Below are 18,157 nucleotides of genomic sequence, written 5' to 3' on the forward strand. Positions count from 1 at the left end.
CCCGCCCGGCCCACCCCGTCTTCCTCTTCTTCTTTCTCCTCATGTTCCAAGGACGGCTTCGCCATGCTCTCTGACGCTGCTCACCCCGACGGTCCGGCCACCGTCAAGTTCCCTCACCGCTCGCGGCGGGGCGTGCTGCTCGGCCTGTCGGCCCCTCAGCTGATCGTCGTCGCGGTCTGCGGTCTGCTCCTGCTCGGGGTGCTGCTCACCTCCGGTGTGACCGGAGCGCTCCAGCTCGTACCGCTGTGGGCCGTCGTCCTCGCGGCGGTCTTCACCCGCCACCGCGGTCGGGCGCTCGCCGACTGGGCGCCGATCGCGATCCGATACGCGCTCCGGCGCTTCCGGGGGCAGCTGGTCTGGCTCGCCCGGCCGTCCACCCGGCCACGGCGAGAGGGTCTGCTCCACCTGCCCGGCACGGCCGCGTCCCTGTGGGTGGTGTCCTCGCCGGACGGCTGCCTCGGCGCGGTGCACGATCCGCACCACGGCACCCTCACGGCCGTGGTGAAGGTCTCCTCCCGCGCCTTCGCCCTGCTCGACCCGGCCGCGCAGGCAGGCAACGTCTCCGGCTGGGGCCGCACGCTGGCCGCGCTCTCGCGCAGCGGGCACATCGCCCGCGTCCAGGTGCTGGAGCGCACGGTCCCCGACTCCGGCGACGCGCTCAACCGCTACTGGCAGGAGCACGGCAACGTCCAGACCCCGCTCGCCGGTCCGATCTACGGCGACCTGCTGGCCGCCGCAGGCCCCGCCGCCGCCCCGCACGAGGCGTACGTCGCCCTCGCCCTCGACCTCAAGGCCGCCCGCCGCCTGATCAACCAGGCCGGCGGCGGACTCACCGGAGCCTTCGCCGTACTGGCCCAGCTCGCCTCCACCTTCGACCAGTCCGCCCGTACCTCCGGGCTCACACCGAATGGCTGGCTGCCCGCGCGCGAGATCGCCGCCGTGATCCGTACGGCGTACGACCCCAAGGCGTCGGCCGCCCTCGACCGGTGGTCCGACTCGGGCCGTCCGCAGGCCGACCCCGCTGCCGCCGGGCCGGTCGTCCTGGTCGAGAAGGCCGACCGTATCCAGACCGACTCGGCCCACCACGCCACGTTCTGGATCGAGAACTGGCCGCGCATCGAAACCAGCCCCGGGTTCCTCCACCAGCTCCTGTTCACCACCGGCGTGCGCCGCACCCTCTCGCTGACATACGAGCCCAAGGGACTGGACGCCGCTCTGAAGGACGTACAGCGTAAGAAGGCCACCGTGATCGCAGACGCCGCCGAGCGGGCACGCAAGGGCCAAGTCGACTCCGAGGAAGACTCGGTCGAGTACGCCGACATCAAGCAGCGCGAGCGCCAGCTCATCGCCGGACACGCCGACGTCGCCCTCACCGGCCTGCTCACCGTGAGCGCGGACACCCGCGAGGAGCTCAACGCCGCCTGCGCCGCCGTCGAGACCGCGGCCGTCGCCGCCCTCGTCGACCTGCGCCTGCTGACCTGGCAGCAGGCCGAAGCCTTCACCAACGCCGCCCTGCCGCTCGCCCGCCCGTAGCCCGGCCCCGCACCACCGACCGCGCTCTACCGAAGGGCACCCCCATGCCGACCGAGCCACTGCCCGAACTGGCTCCGGACTTCGTCCCGTTCGCGACCGCCGCACTCGACTTCCACCGGGCCATCAACATGCCCGTCGCCCCAGTCGCCGCCGGCCGCACCGAACTGGACTCCCTGCACGCCCACCTGGTCGCCCTGTACGGGCTGCTGGACGCACACACCGCGCGGACCTCTCCCGTCGCCTCCGTCGAAGGCGACCACCTGAGGGCCTGCCGCATCCGGCTGTGGCAGGCAGCCGAGCACCTCCACGCCGCCTACCACGCGGCGCCGCAGCCGGTCACCGGCCGCCTCCCGACGCGGGAGGCGTGCCGGGCCCGTCTGCCCGAGGGCACCCCTGACCTCACCGTGTGCCAGCGCCACCTGGCCGCCGCCGCCCGGGTCCGCCGTGACCACACGCCGGCCGACCTGCGCGACCCCTTCACCGGCCTCACCCGCCACTGACCACCGGAGCACCACCGCCATGCCCACCCGGACCACCCGCGCCAGCGCCAGCCCGCTGTTCGTCCCCCGCAAGACCGACCGCCGTACGGCCCGCGCCGCCCGCGACCAGTTCGCCGCCGCCCGCGACAAGGCCCGCCACGCCGCCCGGCCCGAAGCGCGCCGCGCCGAGACCGGTATCGATCCCGAGCTGCGCGCCACCTACCCGGCCGCCGGCCGCCCCGGTCCCGCCTCCGCACGCGGCGGCCGTCTCAAACTCCCCGCCCACCGGATGACCACTGCCACAGCGTCCGGCGCCTACCCCTTCCTCGCCGAGGGCGGCCTGGGCGCCCAGGGCATCTACGTCGGCCGCGACGTGCACGCCGAAGCCGCCTTCACCTACGACCCGTTCGCGCTCTACGGGCGGCTCGATGGCTTCACGAATCCGAACATCCTGCTCGCCGGTGTCATCGGCATGGGCAAGTCCGCCCTGGCCAAGTCCCTCGCCGTACGCGCCGTGGCCTTCGGCTACCGCATCTACGTGCCCTGCGACCCCAAGGGCGAATGGACCGTGGTCGCGCAGGCCCTGGGCGGGCAGACCATCGCACTGGGCCCCGGCCTTCCCGGCCGGCTGAATCCGCTGGACGCTCCCGCCCAGCCATACGGCGTCAGCCAGGAAGACTGGGCGGGCGAGGTCCGCAAGCGGCGCCTGCTTCTCCTCGGCTCGCTCGCGAAGACGGTCCTGCGGCGCGACCTGCACCCCATGGAGCACACCGCCCTGGACGTGGCACTCGACCACGCCGTCGCACGCGCCGAAGCAGCCGGGACCACCCCGCTGCTCGGTGACGTGGCGTACGTACTCGGATCGCCCGAGCGGCTCGGCATCGCGCTCGGTGACCTGTCCGGACGCCTCGGGCGGGCGGCCGAGGACCTGGCCCACGCGCTTCGACGCCTCGTGCACGGCGACCTGGCCGGCATGTTCGACGCGCCGAGCACCGTCGCTTTCGATCCGGCCGCGCCGATGCTCTCCATCGACCTGTCCCGCCTCGGAGGCACCGGCGACGACACCGCACTCGTCCTCGCGATGACCTGTGCCTCCGCGTGGATGGAGTCCGCGCTCGCCGACCCCACCGGTGGACGGCGCTGGGTGATCTACGACGAGGCATGGCGTGTGATGCGGCACGTCGCCCTGCTGGAACGCATGCAGAGCCAGTGGAAGCTCAGCCGGGGCCTCGGCATCGCCAACATGATGGTCATCCACCGCCTCAGCGATCTGCTCACCGCGGGCGACGCCGGCTCCCGGGGGCGTGCCCTCGCCGAGGGGCTGCTCACCGACTGCTCCACCCGGATCATCTACCGCCAGGAAGCCGACCAACTCGGCTCCGCCGCAGCCCTGCTGGGACTCACCGGCGTGGAGACCCAGGCCGTCTCCGCCCTCACCAAGGGGCGCGGCCTGTGGAAGGTCGCGGGCCGGTCGTTCATCACTCAACATCTGCTCCACCTGCACGAACGCGAGCTGTTCGACACGGACGCCCGGATGCATACCTGAGCCGTCCGCTCCCGTTCACGCCCCGGGGGAGCCGGCCCGCGCCGCCCCGGCTCCCCCTCGCCCGTCGTCACATCACGCCCTCCGCACAGGAAGTCGCCCCGCCATGCACCTGAAGCGCACGATCCGTCGCGGCCTGCGCCGCCTCGTCCAGCTCTACGCCGACGCCGCCCGCGCCCACACCGCACACGGCCATGCCTCCGTAACCCCCACAGCCCGTGCGATCCCGTGGACGCGACACGGCGAGGGGCCGACCGGCGCCCTGACGCGCACGACGAGGGCGAGACCCGCCATGGCTGAGCTGGCATGGATCACGCTGGGCAAGCACCCGCAGCTCGGCCTCACCGCCGCCACCCTCCACGACGACTTCGGCTCCGCGAACCGGCTGCTGCTCGATGCCGGATTCTCCACCGGGCATCCCGACTTCGCCTATGTCCTCGGCGACAGCCGTCCGGACGAGGTCCGGGCGACGCTTCAGCAGCTCTACAGCGCTGTGGCCAGCCACTACGTCGCCATCGACGACGCCTCGCTCGACGGCCCCATGCCCATCAGCCTGGCGCCGCCACGTGGTTCAGAGCCCGCGCACCCGCCGACCCCGTCACCGCGCCAGCCGGACTTGCGGGCCGATCTCGCGGAGTTCGCCGAGGAACTGTCGGGCCGGCTCCCCGGCTCCTGGACTGCCGCCGTCCACGAGCACGCGGGGGAGGAAGGCCAGCTCCCGCTCAGCGAACGAGTCTGGGATTACGGCCACGTGAGCTGGGCCCTCTCCGAATTCACCCCACATCGAAGCGCCGTGCTCACCAGTGACTCAGGGATCGAGATCCTGGTCACCGACCGCCCCCTGCGCAAGCACGAATTCCTCATCGCCGTGTTCGAGCCACGAGGCAGCGGGTTCGACACGACCACCAAGACACCCAACGGCATCGTCGTGAGCAACGACCCGGTGCGAGCAGCCTCCCGAGTGACAACCCGCCTGCTGCCCCGGTACCAGGAGGCCGTCCGCGAGACCCAGCTCAGCCAAGTCGCCAAGTCGGTGGCTGCCGGCCAGCGCGTTCTGGCCGGATGGGACGCGGTCTCGGACAGCCTGTGCGACGCCGATCACTGGCCGCTCGACGAGCGGTACGGTCTGCGCCAGCAGGTGCGGGACGCGGAGATGTGGGCGCAGTTCGCACCATTCCTCGAGCACGGTCAGGCGCTGGTCGCGCACGCCGAGGAAACACTTCCTCTCCTTGACCCCGCAGAGCGTGTGGCCGGGCGCTGGGCGTACCGGCTCAGTGCCTTGCGCGAGGCACTGGACGGCGGCGCCCGGGTGCAGGCCGAGTTCCAGGTGGTCGCCGAGGCGCTCCTGCCCGACCATCCTCGCTCGAAGGCGGTGTTCGCGGACGCCGTGGCCATGCGCAACGCCGAGGGCTGGCACTACTCCCTGACCTGGATGGACAACGCCGGCGTCCTCGTCGACATCGCGCGCGCCGACAAGGCGCCGCCCGCGCCACCGACCCGATCGCTCCGTGCGCAGCAGGTCCGGTCGACACGCGCCGAGGCTGCCCGTTCCTGGTCACCATACGCCGCTCGCCAGATCACCGCGGCGATCGAGAAGAACGCCGGTCCGCCGGCTATCCGCTTCTTCAACTCCAGCAGGCCGCCACGCTCACGCTGACTAGCGCGAATCCACGGCCACACCAAAATCCGCCTTTGGGTGTGGCTCTGTCTGAGTGAGATCCCGAGTCAGGCTTGAAGTGCGTATATGTGCTGGTCGGGTAAGGGATGGAGTCGTTCGTGCTCCTTCCGCGTGTGGAAGATCCAGTAGTCGGGGAAGTCGCCGTTGCTGATGACGGCGCGGAGGGTGAGGACGGCTTCGGCGCCGGGGACGGTCCACCTGCTGCCGGTGATGTCGAGTCTGTCGGCGACCAGATGGCGGGCTGCTCCTTCGACGGCGCCGCTGGCGATCGGCCAGCCGGCGGCCAGGGCCTGGTCGTAGTGGACGAAGTCGGCGTTGTTGTCCAGGTATCGGCAGGCTTTGTCCGCGGCGGCGCGCTGGTCGTCGCTGAGGTGGTGGCGGTCGGCTTCGGCGCGGATGTCGTGGGCGGCGCCGGGGGCGTCGCCGGCCAGGATCCGGGCGGCCTTGCTGCCGACCCAGTCCTCGGTGGCGGGATCGGTGGCGGTGTGGAAACAGCGAGCGGCTGCCCACAGCTTCTCGATCACGTGGACGATGTCGAGGACGATGTGGATCGTGACATTGCGGCGGGCGGCCTCGGCCTGGATCAGCTCCCGCTGGTGGGTGGCGCCGTCGATCAGTACGACCCAGGTCCGCCTGTGCTCGGGGTCGCGGGCTTCGGCCTGGTCGAACGCGGCGGCGATGACGGTTTCGGCGTCCTCGCGGACGGAGGCGGTGAGCCATTTCGCCCGCGCGGTGGGTCCTTTGCGGACGGTGCGGTGGCCGGTGCGGCCGCCGGGCGGGGCGATGACGTCGTGCGGGCGGCGGACGGCAGGCTCGGCGTCGTGGACGACGGCGAGGGTGGCCATCCTTTTGCGGCAGGACTTCTCCCCGGCCGCGAGCCGGGTGCGGAAGGTGCGCCGGGCCCTGGCGGCGGCCTTCGCGGTGGCCTCGCGCAGGTGGCCCGGGCGCATCACGATTCCCTTCTGGTCGACACTGAGCACCAGCAGCGTCCCGGCCGGGGCCGGCGCGGGGGTGCGGGCCGTATAGAACGCGGCGACGTCCACGGCCGCGGCCCGCACCAGATCCTCCACCTGGCGTTTGCCCACCACCCGGCCCCCGCAGCCGCGGTCGATCGCTTCCAGCGCGGTGTCGTAGGAACTACGGACCGCTTCGAGGACCGCGAGGCGGCGCAGTCCCAGACTGTGCCGGCCGTGGGGCAGGCCCAGCATGGCGTCGGCGGGGTAGAGGTTGGTCATGCCCGCGCCGCGCAGGGCGCACCGGGTCACGGTCACCGGCCCCAGCACGGTGGCCAGTTGCCGCCGGTGGCCCTTCTCCAGCCGGCTCCGGCCGCCGGCGAGCGCAGCCCGCTCCCGCGGACCGAGGGCGGACAGGTGGTCCTCTTCGTGGCGGGCCCGCCACTGGAGATGGGCCTGCAGGAGCAGTCGCCCCAGCTCCCGGGAGCCCGCTTCGACGTCGGCCTCCACCTGTTCATGCGTCGCGGTGAGTGCTTCAGGGCCGGAGAGGCGGGTGGTCAGCAAAGTGAGGGAAGAAAACACGCGGGCAAAGGGGTCAGCCGCCGCGGCCGTTTCATACGCTGCGTTCATCGGGCTCTCGTCCTCGGACAGTGGCGAATTCGGTTGGCACCATCGACGCTAGGTCCTGTCTGGGATTCGGATCATGAGTGCGGTGTGATGCTGCGGATCCAGAGCATCGCGCCGCAGAGATGGAGTCCGGCTTCGTAGCTCTGCGGGGTTTTGTCATAGCGGGTGGCGATGCCACGCCAGTTGCGGAGCCGGTTGATACAGCGCTCCACGGTGTTGCGGTCCTTGTACAGCTCGGCGTCGTGGGAGATGGGTCGGCCGCCGGCGCTGCCGCGCTTCTTGCGGTTCGCGGCTTGGTCGGCCTTCTCCGGAATGACCGCCTTGATCCCGCGTATGCGTAGGTAGCGGCGGTTCTTCCGGGAGGAGTACGCCTTGTCCCCGGCCACGGCGTCCGGCCGGGTCCGGGGGCGTCCGACGGGGCCGCGGACCTTAATCCGCTTGAGGACCGCGGTGAACTGCGGGCTGTCACCCGCCTGTCCAGGGGTGAGGACGAACACCAGCGGCCGGCACCGGCGATCGGCCGCAACATGGATCTTGCTGGTCAGCCCGCCTCGGGAACGTCCCAGTTCAGCGGCTTTCAACCGGGCCCGGCGCCGTCTGCGGATCCGTCGTCGCTCGGTACGTGCCTCGTCTTCGCCTTGGGCATCACCTTGTCCGTCCTGCGGCTGTTGCCCCTCCTTGCCGCCCCTTTTCCGCTTCGGCGGCGGCCTCAAGGGCCGCCGGCTGCTCGGGATCGAGGACCATCCCGGCGGCATGGTGGTGAGCGCGGGAGGTTGCCGAGTCCACGCTGACCAGACCCATGTCAACCTGGTCACGGGCGGCAGCCTCGGCGATCATCGCTTCCATCACCTGCTGGAAGATGCCCCGCTTCGCCCAGATCCGGAAGCGGTCGTACGCACTCTGCCAGGGCCCAAACTCGGTCGGCAGATCACGCCAGGGAGCCCCGGTGCGGAACCGCCACATCGCCGCGTTGAAGTACTTTCGCAGATCAGGGATGGGCCCGACCGCGGCATACGGGAGATGGGGTTCAACCAGGGACCACTGCTCATCGGTGAGATCGCCTCGCGCCATGACTCATGACCTATCAAGACCGAGCCTCCGCGCGCAGGCGATCCACCTAACTCATGATCTGAATCTCAGACAGGACCTAGGGACGAGAGCCCGGCCCCACACCGGCGCGACGCCGCCCGTCGGCCGCGGCTTCCCGCTCCGGCGCACCCGCTCCCGCCCTCCGCGCGCCGCCCCACGCGAACAGGCCCGGCTCGTCCTCGGCCAGCCAGCCCCGCTCCACCAGCCGTTTCAGCTTCGAACGGAACCCCTCCACCTTGTTCTTGTCCGTCGACAACCCCAGCGCGGCGCACAGATGATGCGCCCGCATCGGATGCACCGCGTCCTGCAACACCTCGACGACGTCCCGGTACGAGCGCGGCAGCACATCCGCCTCAAGCCCCGGCTCCCACTGCGGCACCAGCCGCACCCCGACCGGCGATCCCGCCCCGCTCCCCTCCACCGGCACTTCCCCCGCGGCCTCGTCCACGGACACCCTCACCGCCCCGTCGCCGGACAGGATCTCCGTCATCGTCTCCCGGGTGATCTCCAGCCGGGACAGCCTCTCCTCCCGGTCAGCAACTCGCCTGGTCAACTCTGCGATCTGGGAGCGCAGTTCGGCGATTTCCTCCCGCGCGGCAGCCTCCCGCCGATCGAGCTCCTCCAGCCACGACACCATCGCCGCCTCCAAGACCACGTCTCAGGACACGACGATCCGCCGTCCGCGCACGAACGGCAACGGCGCACGGCATCACCAGCTCACTGAAGAAGAGCCGCACCCATCCCCAACTACAACCCGGCCGAGCACGTCGAGCTGGAACCCGGCACCAAGCCGAAGGCCCTCGTGTGGACCGATGAGCGCGTCGCCCGCTGGCGGGCCACCGGCGAGAAGCCCAGCCCCGTGATGGTCTGGACGCCGGAGCAGACCGGCACGTTCCTCGACCACGTCTTCGGGGACCGCCTGGAGGGTATGTGGCGAATGATCGCCTTCCGTGGCCTACGCCGAGGGGAGGGGTGCGGACCTCGCTGGGTCGACTACTCGAAGAAGAGCCGGTCGCTGGAGATCGCCACCCAGCTCGTCCAGGACGGCTGGCAGGTCCTCGAAGGGCTGCCCAAGACCAACAGCGGTATCCGCTCCGTCGCGTTGGACGACGAGACGGTCGAACTCATCGAGCTTCGCCGGATCGCTCAGGAGGAGGAGAAGCGCAAATGGGGTGACGCCTGGAAGGACACCGGCCGCATCTTCACCGAAGAGGACGGCTCCCTGCTCCACCCTGGCAGGATCTCCGACCTGTTCGACCGCCTGGTAGCCGAGGCCGATCTGCCGCCCATCCGACTCCACGACCTGCGTCACGGTGCCGCGACGCTCATGCTCGCCGCCGGCGTCGACATCAAGGTCGTCTCGGAGACCCTCGGGCACAGCGATTCCCGCATCACCCGGGACATCTACCAGTCTGTCCTCGACGACCTCGCCCACGCCGCAGCGGCGGCGGTCGTCAAGCTCGTGCCCCGCGCCCCGCGTGCGGTTCGCTCGGCGATCGAACAGCACGCAGCTCGGCCTACGGCTCCCATCAAGGCCACGAGCGGGTGCACCTGCTCGTGCACGTGCGGCGCCGCCGACCGTCAGACGCTCACGGCGTAGCGCGCACGCCACCCCTCCGACCGCTCCGGCCGGGCTCAGCCACAGCGCGGTTGAGCCCGGCCTTCGTCTGCGTCCGGGGTGTGCGTTCCGCGCTCAGTTGGTTCCGGCGTTGTACAGGTGGTCACCGAAGAACCCGATGGCGACCGTCCCGCTTCTGTCGGTGTCATCGAGATAGTGCAGTCGCGGCGCCGGAGGAGCGCCGTCGCGGATGCGGATGTGTTCCAGCATCACAGCCTTCCCCGAGGGGTCGATGTACTCAGGGACGCGGAGGGTTCGTTGGGCCTTGCCTCGCGGGCTGCTGCTGGCGGTCTGCCCCTCGCTGACGACCACCTTGCCCTCCGCCAACAGAGGGAACGGCTGGCTCGCGCAGTACGCCTTGAGATTGGCCAGCTCAGGGCCGGCCTTGCCGCCGCGTGCCCGCGCGAGGTCCTTGGTCTCGGCGTACGCCTGCATGGTGGCCAGCGTGGCGGCCAGACGGTTCCGCCAGTGCGGAGCCTTCTGGTGATGCTCCAGCTTCTTTCTCCCGTCCAGGTCCGCCGTAATGACGAGCGACGAGCAGTGCCACTGAGCTTGTTCAAGCACGCCACGGAGAGTGGGGGCGTACAGACGCGCTCTCAACGCCTCCGCCTCCCCTGGGGGTTGCTCGTCGTTCTGGCGGGTCTGCAGCCGGGCAATAGCGGCGTCACGGGCGCGCAGTGCCGCGTCCCGTTCCTTCGTCGCGGTGTCGAGCAACTCGGCGAACGTGTCTCGGTCCTTCTCCGTTGCCTCAAGCTGCGCCTGAACTTCGGACACCTCAGGCGGCGGCGGAAGGCTCGCTGATGCTCGTACCAGATCGGGGATCATGGAGTTGAGCTTCGCCTCAAGGTCCGGCCCTTCGTCGAGCAGCTTGGTGCAGGCCCGCAATTGGGCCTCGACCTCGCGGCGCCGGTCTCGCTCCATCTCAGCAAGCCGCTTGTACTTGGCTGCTTCCTTCTTGTAGAGCTCGACGAGCTGCTTGCCCTGCTTGCCCGATTCGTCGATCGCTTTCAATAGACGATCCAACTCGGCGCGAGCTCCTTCAGAGCGGGCCTTGTCTGCCGCAGGGCCGAACGGACTGATGGACATCGACCTGACGCCCCCCTCATCTCATAAGTGAAGACGAGGATAGGGGTGGTGCGAGCCGGCGCTATCCCTCTACCTGGTGGCCAAGACCGCGGGCCAGCGCGGCATGCTGACGCATGACCGGCAGGGTGCCGACGTCGACCTTCCCCTGGTCGTGGTCCTCTCCGCAGGGGCAGATGCTCCAGCCGTCGTCCTCGATGCGGTCGGCCACGGCGTCCACCAGTTCGGCCAGCTCGTCGAGCACCCCCACCGCGACGTCGGCGGCTCCCTCGTCGTGCTCCTTCACCAAGGCGGCGCCGATCTCGGTGGCGAGGTCCAGAAGGTGGGCCGCCGCTGACCCGTCGTCGTTGATGCTGGCGTACTTGCCGGCCTGCGATGCGGCCATGACCAGGTGGCCCAGCGCCTCGACGGAGACGCTGACCGTACGGTCGTCGATCCGCACCGGCCGCAACGCGTGCGGGCCGACAGACGCTCCCCGGTTGTCTTCGGTCGCCGCCTTCATGATGATCTCGGCGACGGCTTCGGGGGTCACCAGGTGGACGGCTTCCTCGTGGTCCACGCCGACCCGCTCAGCCATGACCTCAACGAGGTGGTCCGCGACGCCCCGCACCGATGTCGCCTCTACCTCGACCCCATGGGTCAGCAGCACGGCGCTCGACTGCGTTACGAGCGTCTTGAACGCGAGGGTGTCCTTTGGGTCTGCCACAGGGACCAGCGTAGAAGCAGCGGTTGGAGCGTTTCCACAAAACCGGCGTGATCTCCGAGGAGCCGCGCCGATCCGATCAGCAGCGCCGCCGCGCTGCCCGCCGCGCACCCCTCCGCACACGCGCTGCGCTCATGCGCTCCCCTCGCGCACCCCTTGGATTCGGTGGCACGAAGCGAGGAGGAGTAACGACCTCTGCGGCACACCGAAAAAAGCAAAAGCCCCAGGTCACGGCGAGTGAGTCCTGGGGCTTCTACAGAGCCGCCTTCGGGATTCGAACCCGAGACCTACGCATTACGAGTGCGTTGCTCTGGCCATCTGAGCTAAGGCGGCGTGCTGCTGGCACGATGGTGCGATCAGCGACGACGGTAAGTCTACACAGTTTCGGATGGTGCTCCGTACCTGCCCCGGAGGCGGGCCGACAGGCCTGCCTCCGGGGTGGGTGTACCGGCTATGAGCAGCGCTTTCCGTCCACGGGCGGGGTGCCGTCGACGAGGTAGGTGTTGATCGCGGAGTCGATGCAGTCGCTGCCCCGGCCGTAGGCGGTGTGGCCGTCGCCCTCGTACGTGAGGAGGCGGGCCGAGGTGAGCTGGTCGGCCATGGCCTCCGCCCAGCGGTAGGGGGTCGCGGGGTCGCGCGTGGTACCGACGACGACGATCGGGGCCGCACCCCTGGCCTCGATGCGCTGGGGCTCGCCTGTGGCGCCGACCGGCCAGTACGTGCAGTTCAGGGCGGCCCAGGCGAAGCTCTCGCCGAAGACCGGGGAAGCCTTCTCGAAGTCCGGGAGCGCATCGCGCACCTGTTGCGGGGAGTCGAAGGCGGCCGGGAGGTCCAGGCAGTTCACAGCGGCGTTGGCGAACATCAGGTTGGCGTACTCGCCGTCGGCGTCGCGTTCGTAGTAGCTGTCGGCCAGGGCGAGGAGTCCGGCGCCGTCGTTCTCCTTCGTCGCCGCCGTCAGGGCCTTGCGCAGGAGCGGCCAGGCACCCTCGTCGTACATCGCGGCGATCACGCCGATGGTGGCCAGCGACTCGGTGAGCTCACGGCCGTCGGCGTCACCGGTGGGGAGAGGCTGGGCGTCGGTCTTGCCGAAGAACTCCTTCAGGTGTGCGCCGGCCTCTTCGGGGCTGGTGCCACGGCCTCCGAGCGGGCAGGCGCTCTGCCGTACGCAGTCCTTCGCGAAGGCCGTGAACGCTGTGTCGAAGCCCGCCGTCTGCTCGATGTTGAGCTGCCGCGCCGGCAGGGACGGATCCAGGGCGCCGTCCAGCACCAAACGGCCCGTCCGGTCCGGGAAGAGCCCCGCGTACGTCGCCCCGAGGAAGGTCCCGTAGGAGGCGCCGACGAAGTTCAGCCTCTCGTCGCCCAGTGCCGCCCGCACGATGTCCATGTCCCGGGCCGCTTCGACGGTGGACACGTGGCGCAGCAGCTTCGGCGCGTCCACCGCGCAGCCCTCGGCGAACTTCCGGTACGCGGCGACCAGCGCGTCCGTCTCCCTCTCGTCGTCCGGTGTGAGGTCCGTCCGCGTGTGCGCGTCCATCTCGGGACCGTCCAGGCATTCGACGGGCTCGCTGCGGGCCACACCGCGCGGGTCCACGGCCACCATGTCGTAGCGGGCGCGCACCTCCTCCGGGTAGCCGACGCCTGCGTACGCCTGAAGGTAGCCGATCGCCGAGCCGCCCGGTCCGCCCGGGTTGACCAGCAGGGATCCCAGCCGCTCCCCCGGACCCGTGGCCTTCTTGCGGGACACGGCGAGGCGAATGTCGCCGGCGGACGGCTCGGCGTAGTCGAGCGGCGCCTCCAGTGTGGCGCACTGGAAGCCGGGCGCTCCGCAGTCACGCCAGGCCGGCTTCTGCTCGTAGTACGGCGTGAGTGCCTCGGGCGTGGAGCGGGGCAGGGCGGCCAGCACCGCGGTCGCCTTCGCCGCCGAGCTCGCGGAACTCATGGTGCTCGTCGTGCTCCCGGAGGAGCAGCCGGAGACCAGGAGCGCGGCGGCGGCGAACATCGTGGCTCCGGTACGGGTCCTGTGGAGGGTGCGCCATGTGTGCATACACCGAGCGTAACTCTGCGCGACAGTGCGGGTGCCCTGTGTGCATGTCGCGCCTCGTGCGAGTTGCGGGTTCCGGTCTGGTGATCAGCCTGCTCTGAGGGCCATCGTCATCGCCTCCACCGCCAGGAGCGGGGCCACGTTGCGGTCGAGGGCGCCGCGGCAGGCGCCGACGGCCTCGATGCGGCGGAGTGTGGACTCGGGCGAGCTGCCCCGGGCCATGCGCTCCAGGATGTCCTCGACGTCCGTGTTGGCGAGGGCGACGCGGGAACCGAGCTGCAGGGCGAGGACGTCGCGGTAGAAGCTGGTGAGGTCGGTCAGGGCCACGTCGAGGCTGTCCCGCTGGGTACGCGTTCTGCGGCGCTTCTGCATGTCCTCCAGATCCTTGACCACACCCGCGGTGCCGCGCGGCAGCCGGCCGCCCTGCGTCGCGCCGAGTGCCGCCTTCAGCTCGTCGGTCTCCTTGGTGTCCGTCCGCTCGGCCAGCTGCTTGGCGTCCTCGGCGGCGGCGTCCACGAGTTCCTGGGCCGCCTTGAGCGCGCCACCGATGTCCTCGACACGCAGCGGCAGCTTCAGTACGGCGGCGCGGCGCTCCCGGGCCGCCGGGTCGGTCGCCAGCCGGCGGGCCCGGTCGACGTGTCCCTGGGTGGCGCGGGCCACGGCCGCGGCGACGTCCGGCTCGATGCCCTCGCGTCGTACGAGCAGGTCGGCGACGGCGTCCACGGAGGGCGTGGTCAGGTTGAGGTGGCGGCAGCGGGAGCGGATCGTCGGCAGGACATCCTCGACGGAGGGGGCGCAGAGCAGCCAGACCGTGCGGGACGCGGGCTCCTCGACGGCTTTGAGGACGGCGTTGGCGGAGCTCTCGTTCAGCCGCTCGGCGTCCTCGACGAGGATCACCTGCCAGCGGCCGTTCGCCGGTGCGGTGAACGACTTGCGGACGGTGTCCCGCATGTCCGACACCCGGATCACCGCACCGACGGCGGCGATGGTGCTCACGTCGGCGTGGGTGCCGACCAGGGCGGTGTGGCAGCCGTCACAGAATCCGCAGCCGGGGGAGCCGCCGAGCGCGCGGTCGGGGCTCACGCACTGCAGCGCGGCGGCGAAGGCGCGCGCCGCCTGGTTGCGCCCCGCGCCGGGCGGGCCGGTGAACAGCCACGCGTGCGTCATCCTCGACGCCTCCGGTGATGGGGCGTCGGCCGCCGCGGCCGTGACGAGGGCGTCGGCGTCCCGCGCAGCGGCGGCGAGCTGGCCGCTCACCCGCTGCTGCCCGACGAGGTCGTCCCACACGGTCATGGGTCACTCCGCCCTTCCGTCACGTCCACCATTACGCACTGAATCCATCGGCCGGGTTCAGTGACCGAATCCATTGTGGGGGTGACCACCGACGGTCCCGGACCAGCGCCGGGCCGGCCCGGGGGGAACAGCGCTGGGCGGGGCCGTCGTTCCGCCCCGCCCAGTCCGCATCGGCACGCCCCGGTGGACCACCGCTCGTGTCAGCGGCGCCGTCCCCAACCCTCGTCCTTGCCCCGGCCGCCCTCGTCGGGTCCGCCGTACTCGCCCGGTTCGCCGCGCTCGTCGTCGCGCTCGTCGTCGCGCTCGTCGTCGCGCGAGCCCAGCAGTTCGTCCGCCAGGGTCGGCAGGTCGTCCAGCGGAGTCTCCTCGGCCCAGTCCGAGCGCTGCCTGCGCCGGTCCGGCATGTTCTCGAGGCCGACCTGGGGCAGCTCGCGCGTGCTGGTCACCTCGTCGTCCTGGGTGATCGCGGGGAGCGCCGCCGTCTCCTCCGTGGCGCTCGGCGGCGGCACGGCCGGCAGTACCTCGGTCTCGTCGTCGGCCGCCTTCGGCGGAACCGGCACCTGCGGCAGCTCGGTCGTCACCTCGGCCTCGGACGGCTGGGAGGACCTGGCCCAGCCGGGCTGTCCCCCGCTCTCGCCCCGCGCGGCGTCACGCCGGTCCTTGCGGAACCGGTCCGAGGACTCACCGGAACCCGGCCCGTCCTCTCCGGCTCCGGCCGTGTCGCCCGGCACCCTGGGCAGCACCGCCGTCTCGTCCGCCGACGCGGACCCGCGGGACGCATCCGACCCGCTCGGCGCGTCCGACCCGCTCGGCGCGTCCGACCCGCTCGGCGCGTCCGGCGTGATCGGCGCGATCCTCCAGGAAGGGCCCGTCGCCGCCGCGGCCGCGGCCTGTTCCGCGAGGAGCCGGGCCTCCTCGGCCCGCCGCAGTGCCTCCTCGGCCTTGCGCTGCTTCTCCAGGCGCAGCGCCTCGGCCTCGGCGCGCAGCCGCGCCTCCTCCTCGGCCTCCTTGCGGCGGCGCTCCTCCTCCGCCTTGCGGCGGGTCTCCGCCTCCGCGCGTGCCTTCTCCTCGGCGAGGAGCCGCTGCCGCTCCTCCTCCGCCCGGCGGGCGGCCTCCTCGGCGCGCAGCCGCGCCTCCTCCGCCTGCCGTTCGGCCTCGCGCCGCTGCGCCTCCTCCAGCTCGCGCCGCTTGCGCTCCTCCTCCTCGGCACGCAGCCTGGCCAGCTGCTCCTCGCGCTCGCGCTCCAGGCGCTCCTCCTCCGCCTTGCGCGCCGCTTCCTCCTCCGCCTTGCGGCGGGCCTCCTCCTCGGCCTTGCGCCGCGCTTCCTCCAAGGCCTCGATCTCGGCCTCGGACAGCGGCAGCACCTGGTCGAGCCGGTGCCGGATGACCGTACCGACCGCGTCCGGCTCCTGGCCGGCGTCGACGACCAGGTACCGGCCGGGGTCGGCCGCGGCCAGTGTGAGGAAACCGGCCCGCACGCGCGCGTGGAACTCGGCGGGCTCCGACTCCAGCCGGTCCGGTGCCTCGGTGAACCGCTCGCGCGCGGTCTCCGGCGCCACGTCGAGCAGCACGGTGAGGTGGGGTACAAGGCCGTCGGTCGCCCAGCGGTTGATGCGGGCGATCTCGGTCGGCGACAGGTCGCGCCCGGCGCCCTGGTAGGCGACCGAGGAGTCGATGTACCGGTCGGAGATGACGACCGCGCCGCGCTCCAGGGCGGGCCGCACGACCGTGTCGATGTGCTCGGCGCGGTCCGCCGCGTACAGCAGGGCCTCCGCGCGGTGGGACAGTCCGGCACTGGAGACGTCCAGCAGGATCGACCGCAGCCGCTTGCCGACCGGCGTCGCCCCCGGCTCACGCGTGAGCACTACTTCGTGGCCCTTGCCCCGGATCCACTCGGCGAGCACTTCGGCCTGGGTGGATTTCCCGGCCCCGTCGCCACCCTCCAGGGCGACGAAGAATCCGGTGCCCGCAGGCGCGGGCCCGGGATCGTCGCCGCCGAGCAGCGCGTCCCGCAGGTCGTGGCGCAGCGGCACCCCGGAACGGTCGTCGACCTTGGCCAGCACGAGTGCGGCCACCGGCAGCAGCAGCGCGCCCACCAGCATCAGCGTGAACGCGGCACCGCCGTGCGCGAAGACGAACCGGCCGCTCTCCAGCCGGTGCGGTCCGATGCCCGCGGCCACCAGCGGGGCGGTCACCGCGCCGAGTGCCACGAAGAGGCGGACGACCGCGTGCAGGTGCTCCGTCGTACGGGCCCGCCGCTGCTCCTCGGTCTCCTGGCCGAGCAGGGTGTGCCCGGTGTTGGCCGCCGTGCCCGCGCCGACACCGGCCAGCACGGCGATCAGCAGCACGCTGGTGACGTCCGGCACGAGTCCGGCGGCGAGCAGCGCGACGCCGGTGAAGGCGAGCGCCAGCGCGAGCAGCCGGCGCCGCGACAGGGACGGCAGCAGGGCCGGCGCCGTCCGTATGCCGACGACGACACCGCCGGTCAGCGCGGCCACCAGCAGGCCGTACAGCACGGGCCCGCCACCCAGGTCCTTGGCGTGCAGCACGAACACGGCGACGGCGGCCGACACCGCGGCGGCCACGGACGCGGACGCGAGTACCAGCAGCGGCATGGCGCCGGTGCGGCCCTTGTCCGAACCGGCACCGGAACCGGTGCCGCTCTTGGGGCGGCGCAGTCCCTCCAGCGGCGACCGCGCGCGGGGGGTGCGCGTGCCGGGCAGCTCGAGGAACGTCACCATGGACAGCGACGCGGCGAACAGTCCGGCCGCGACGTACGAGGCGAGCGCCGCCTGGTGCTGCCCGAACCAGGCGATGCCCGTGCCCAGCAGGTTGTTGAGGAGTCCCGCGACGACGAGGACGAGGGCCGCAGCGGGCACCGCCACGAAGCCCGTACGCAGCGACAGGCGGCGCAGTGCGTCCATGTGGTCCGGCAGCGGCCGCACCGTCGCGCCCTCCAGGGGCGGGGCGGGCAGCAGCGCGGGCGCCGCGCTCTCGCGGCACACCGTCCAGAACCGCTCGGCGACCGACGTCACGAAGGTGGTGACGAGGAGCAGGGCGAGCGCGTCGTCGGGCGTCCAGTCGATCCACAGCGGCGCGACGATGAGCAGGGCCGCCCGCAGTCCGTCCGCGCCGACCATGGTCCAGCGACGGTCCAGCGGGCCGCCCGGCGAGGTGAGCGACGTGAGCGGGCCGAGGAGGACGGCGCCGAACAACAGCGTCGCGAGGATCCGCACCACGAAAACGGTCGCCACTGCGAACGCGGCGCCCCGGTGGCCGCCGCCGAACGAACCTCCGACGACCGCAGCCTGGAGGGCGAGGAGCACCAGCACGAGGAGGGCGAGGATGTCCCCGACACCGCCCACGAACTGCGCACTCCAGAGGCGTTTCTGCTGTGGGCTGCGCAGCAGGGCCCGGACGGCGCGCTCGCGGGAGTCCGCGACCAGGGCGTCGTCGGGGGCCGTTTGAGGGTCCGTTGGCGGCTCGGCTCGCGTCATGCGTTCAGCCTATCGGCCCG

11 protein-coding genes, 1 tRNA gene and 2 pseudogenes are annotated in these 18,157 nt (G+C 71.7%); 5 read left to right on the forward strand and 9 right to left on the reverse strand.

Annotated elements, in window-relative coordinates; all coding sequences use genetic code 11:
• The first annotated feature begins 63 nt into the window (after positions 1-63).
• From HUV60_RS15045 to HUV60_RS15060, 4 genes are all read left to right on the forward strand, one after another.
• Complete coding sequence (locus HUV60_RS15045; RefSeq protein ID WP_257850766.1) at positions 64-1,533, forward strand: SCO6880 family protein; 1,470 nt, start codon at positions 64-66, stop codon at positions 1,531-1,533.
• Positions 1,534-1,577: 44 nt separating this feature from the next.
• Positions 1,578-2,033 carry a DUF6238 family protein gene (locus HUV60_RS15050; RefSeq protein ID WP_257850765.1) on the forward strand — a complete coding sequence of 152 codons (456 nt, stop codon included), beginning with the start codon at positions 1,578-1,580 and terminating at the stop codon, positions 2,031-2,033.
• A 19-nt stretch (positions 2,034-2,052) separates the two neighbouring features.
• The gene (locus HUV60_RS15055) at positions 2,053-3,558 is read left to right on the forward strand and encodes an ATP-binding protein (protein ID WP_257850764.1); all 1,506 of its coding nucleotides are present in this window, start codon (positions 2,053-2,055) and stop codon (positions 3,556-3,558) included.
• Between the two features lie 103 nt (positions 3,559-3,661).
• Positions 3,662-5,212 (forward strand): hypothetical protein, encoded by a 1,551-nt coding sequence (locus HUV60_RS15060; protein WP_257850763.1) that lies wholly within the window; start codon positions 3,662-3,664, stop codon positions 5,210-5,212.
• 68 nt (positions 5,213-5,280) lie between these two features.
• Here HUV60_RS15060 and HUV60_RS15065 read toward each other — a convergent pair whose 3' ends face one another.
• From HUV60_RS15065 to HUV60_RS15075, 3 genes and pseudogenes are all read right to left on the reverse strand, one after another.
• Positions 5,281-6,816 (reverse strand): ISKra4 family transposase, encoded by a 1,536-nt coding sequence (locus tag HUV60_RS15065; RefSeq protein ID WP_257848170.1) that lies wholly within the window; start codon positions 6,814-6,816, stop codon positions 5,281-5,283.
• Positions 6,817-6,887: 71 nt separating this feature from the next.
• Positions 6,888-7,884 (reverse strand): annotated as a pseudogene (locus HUV60_RS15070) (IS5 family transposase).
• A 76-nt stretch (positions 7,885-7,960) separates the two neighbouring features.
• Positions 7,961-8,539 carry a hypothetical protein gene (locus HUV60_RS15075; protein ID WP_257848171.1) on the reverse strand — a complete coding sequence of 193 codons (579 nt, stop codon included), beginning with the start codon at positions 8,537-8,539 and terminating at the stop codon, positions 7,961-7,963.
• Between the two features lie 102 nt (positions 8,540-8,641).
• Between HUV60_RS15075 and HUV60_RS15080 the strand changes: the two are divergent.
• Positions 8,642-9,502 (forward strand): annotated as a pseudogene (locus tag HUV60_RS15080) (site-specific integrase); the annotation flags it as partial.
• A gap of 93 nt (positions 9,503-9,595) precedes the next feature.
• On the opposite strand, the gene HUV60_RS15085 reads toward HUV60_RS15080, so the two are convergent.
• From HUV60_RS15085 to tmk, 6 genes are all read right to left on the reverse strand, one after another.
• Positions 9,596-10,606 carry a hypothetical protein gene (locus tag HUV60_RS15085; RefSeq protein WP_257850762.1) on the reverse strand — a complete coding sequence of 337 codons (1,011 nt, stop codon included), beginning with the start codon at positions 10,604-10,606 and terminating at the stop codon, positions 9,596-9,598.
• 61 nt (positions 10,607-10,667) lie between these two features.
• Positions 10,668-11,309 (reverse strand): hypothetical protein, encoded by a 642-nt coding sequence (locus HUV60_RS15090; protein ID WP_257850761.1) that lies wholly within the window; start codon positions 11,307-11,309, stop codon positions 10,668-10,670.
• Between the two features lie 256 nt (positions 11,310-11,565).
• Positions 11,566-11,639 (reverse strand) — tRNA-Thr (locus tag HUV60_RS15095).
• Between the two features lie 118 nt (positions 11,640-11,757).
• Positions 11,758-13,350, reverse strand: a complete 1,593-nt coding sequence (locus HUV60_RS15100; protein WP_257850760.1) for an alpha/beta hydrolase — start codon at positions 13,348-13,350, stop codon at positions 11,758-11,760.
• A gap of 84 nt (positions 13,351-13,434) precedes the next feature.
• On the reverse strand, positions 13,435-14,640 hold the full coding sequence (locus tag HUV60_RS15105; RefSeq protein ID WP_257850758.1) for a DNA polymerase III subunit delta': 1,206 nt from the start codon (positions 14,638-14,640) through the stop codon (positions 13,435-13,437).
• 200 nt (positions 14,641-14,840) lie between these two features.
• Positions 14,841-18,137 carry a dTMP kinase gene (tmk, locus tag HUV60_RS15110; RefSeq protein WP_257850757.1) on the reverse strand — a complete coding sequence of 1,099 codons (3,297 nt, stop codon included), beginning with the start codon at positions 18,135-18,137 and terminating at the stop codon, positions 14,841-14,843.
• Positions 18,138-18,157: the final 20 nt, after the last annotated feature.

Source organism: Streptomyces sp. KMM 9044 (assembly GCF_024701375.2).
GTDB lineage: Bacteria > Actinomycetota > Actinomycetes > Streptomycetales > Streptomycetaceae > Streptomyces.

Bases quoted from the DNA above. Each gene is read 5' to 3' on its own strand.
- HUV60_RS15055 (WP_257850764.1), top strand. From the start codon at position 2,053: ATGCCCACCCGGACCACCCGCGCCAGCGCCAGCCCGCTGTTCGTCCCC.
- HUV60_RS15075 (WP_257848171.1), bottom strand. From the start codon at position 8,539: ATGGTGTCGTGGCTGGAGGAGCTCGATCGGCGGGAGGCTGCCGCGCGG.
- tmk (WP_257850757.1), bottom strand. From the start codon at position 18,137: ATGACGCGAGCCGAGCCGCCAACGGACCCTCAAACGGCCCCCGACGAC.
- HUV60_RS15050 (WP_257850765.1), top strand. From the start codon at position 1,578: ATGCCGACCGAGCCACTGCCCGAACTGGCTCCGGACTTCGTCCCGTTC.
- HUV60_RS15060 (WP_257850763.1), top strand. From the start codon at position 3,662: ATGCACCTGAAGCGCACGATCCGTCGCGGCCTGCGCCGCCTCGTCCAG.
- HUV60_RS15065 (WP_257848170.1), bottom strand. From the start codon at position 6,816: ATGAACGCAGCGTATGAAACGGCCGCGGCGGCTGACCCCTTTGCCCGC.
- HUV60_RS15085 (WP_257850762.1), bottom strand. From the start codon at position 10,606: ATGTCCATCAGTCCGTTCGGCCCTGCGGCAGACAAGGCCCGCTCTGAA.
- HUV60_RS15105 (WP_257850758.1), bottom strand. From the start codon at position 14,640: ATGACCGTGTGGGACGACCTCGTCGGGCAGCAGCGGGTGAGCGGCCAG.
- HUV60_RS15045 (WP_257850766.1), top strand. From the start codon at position 64: ATGCTCTCTGACGCTGCTCACCCCGACGGTCCGGCCACCGTCAAGTTC.
- HUV60_RS15100 (WP_257850760.1), bottom strand. From the start codon at position 13,350: ATGCACACATGGCGCACCCTCCACAGGACCCGTACCGGAGCCACGATG.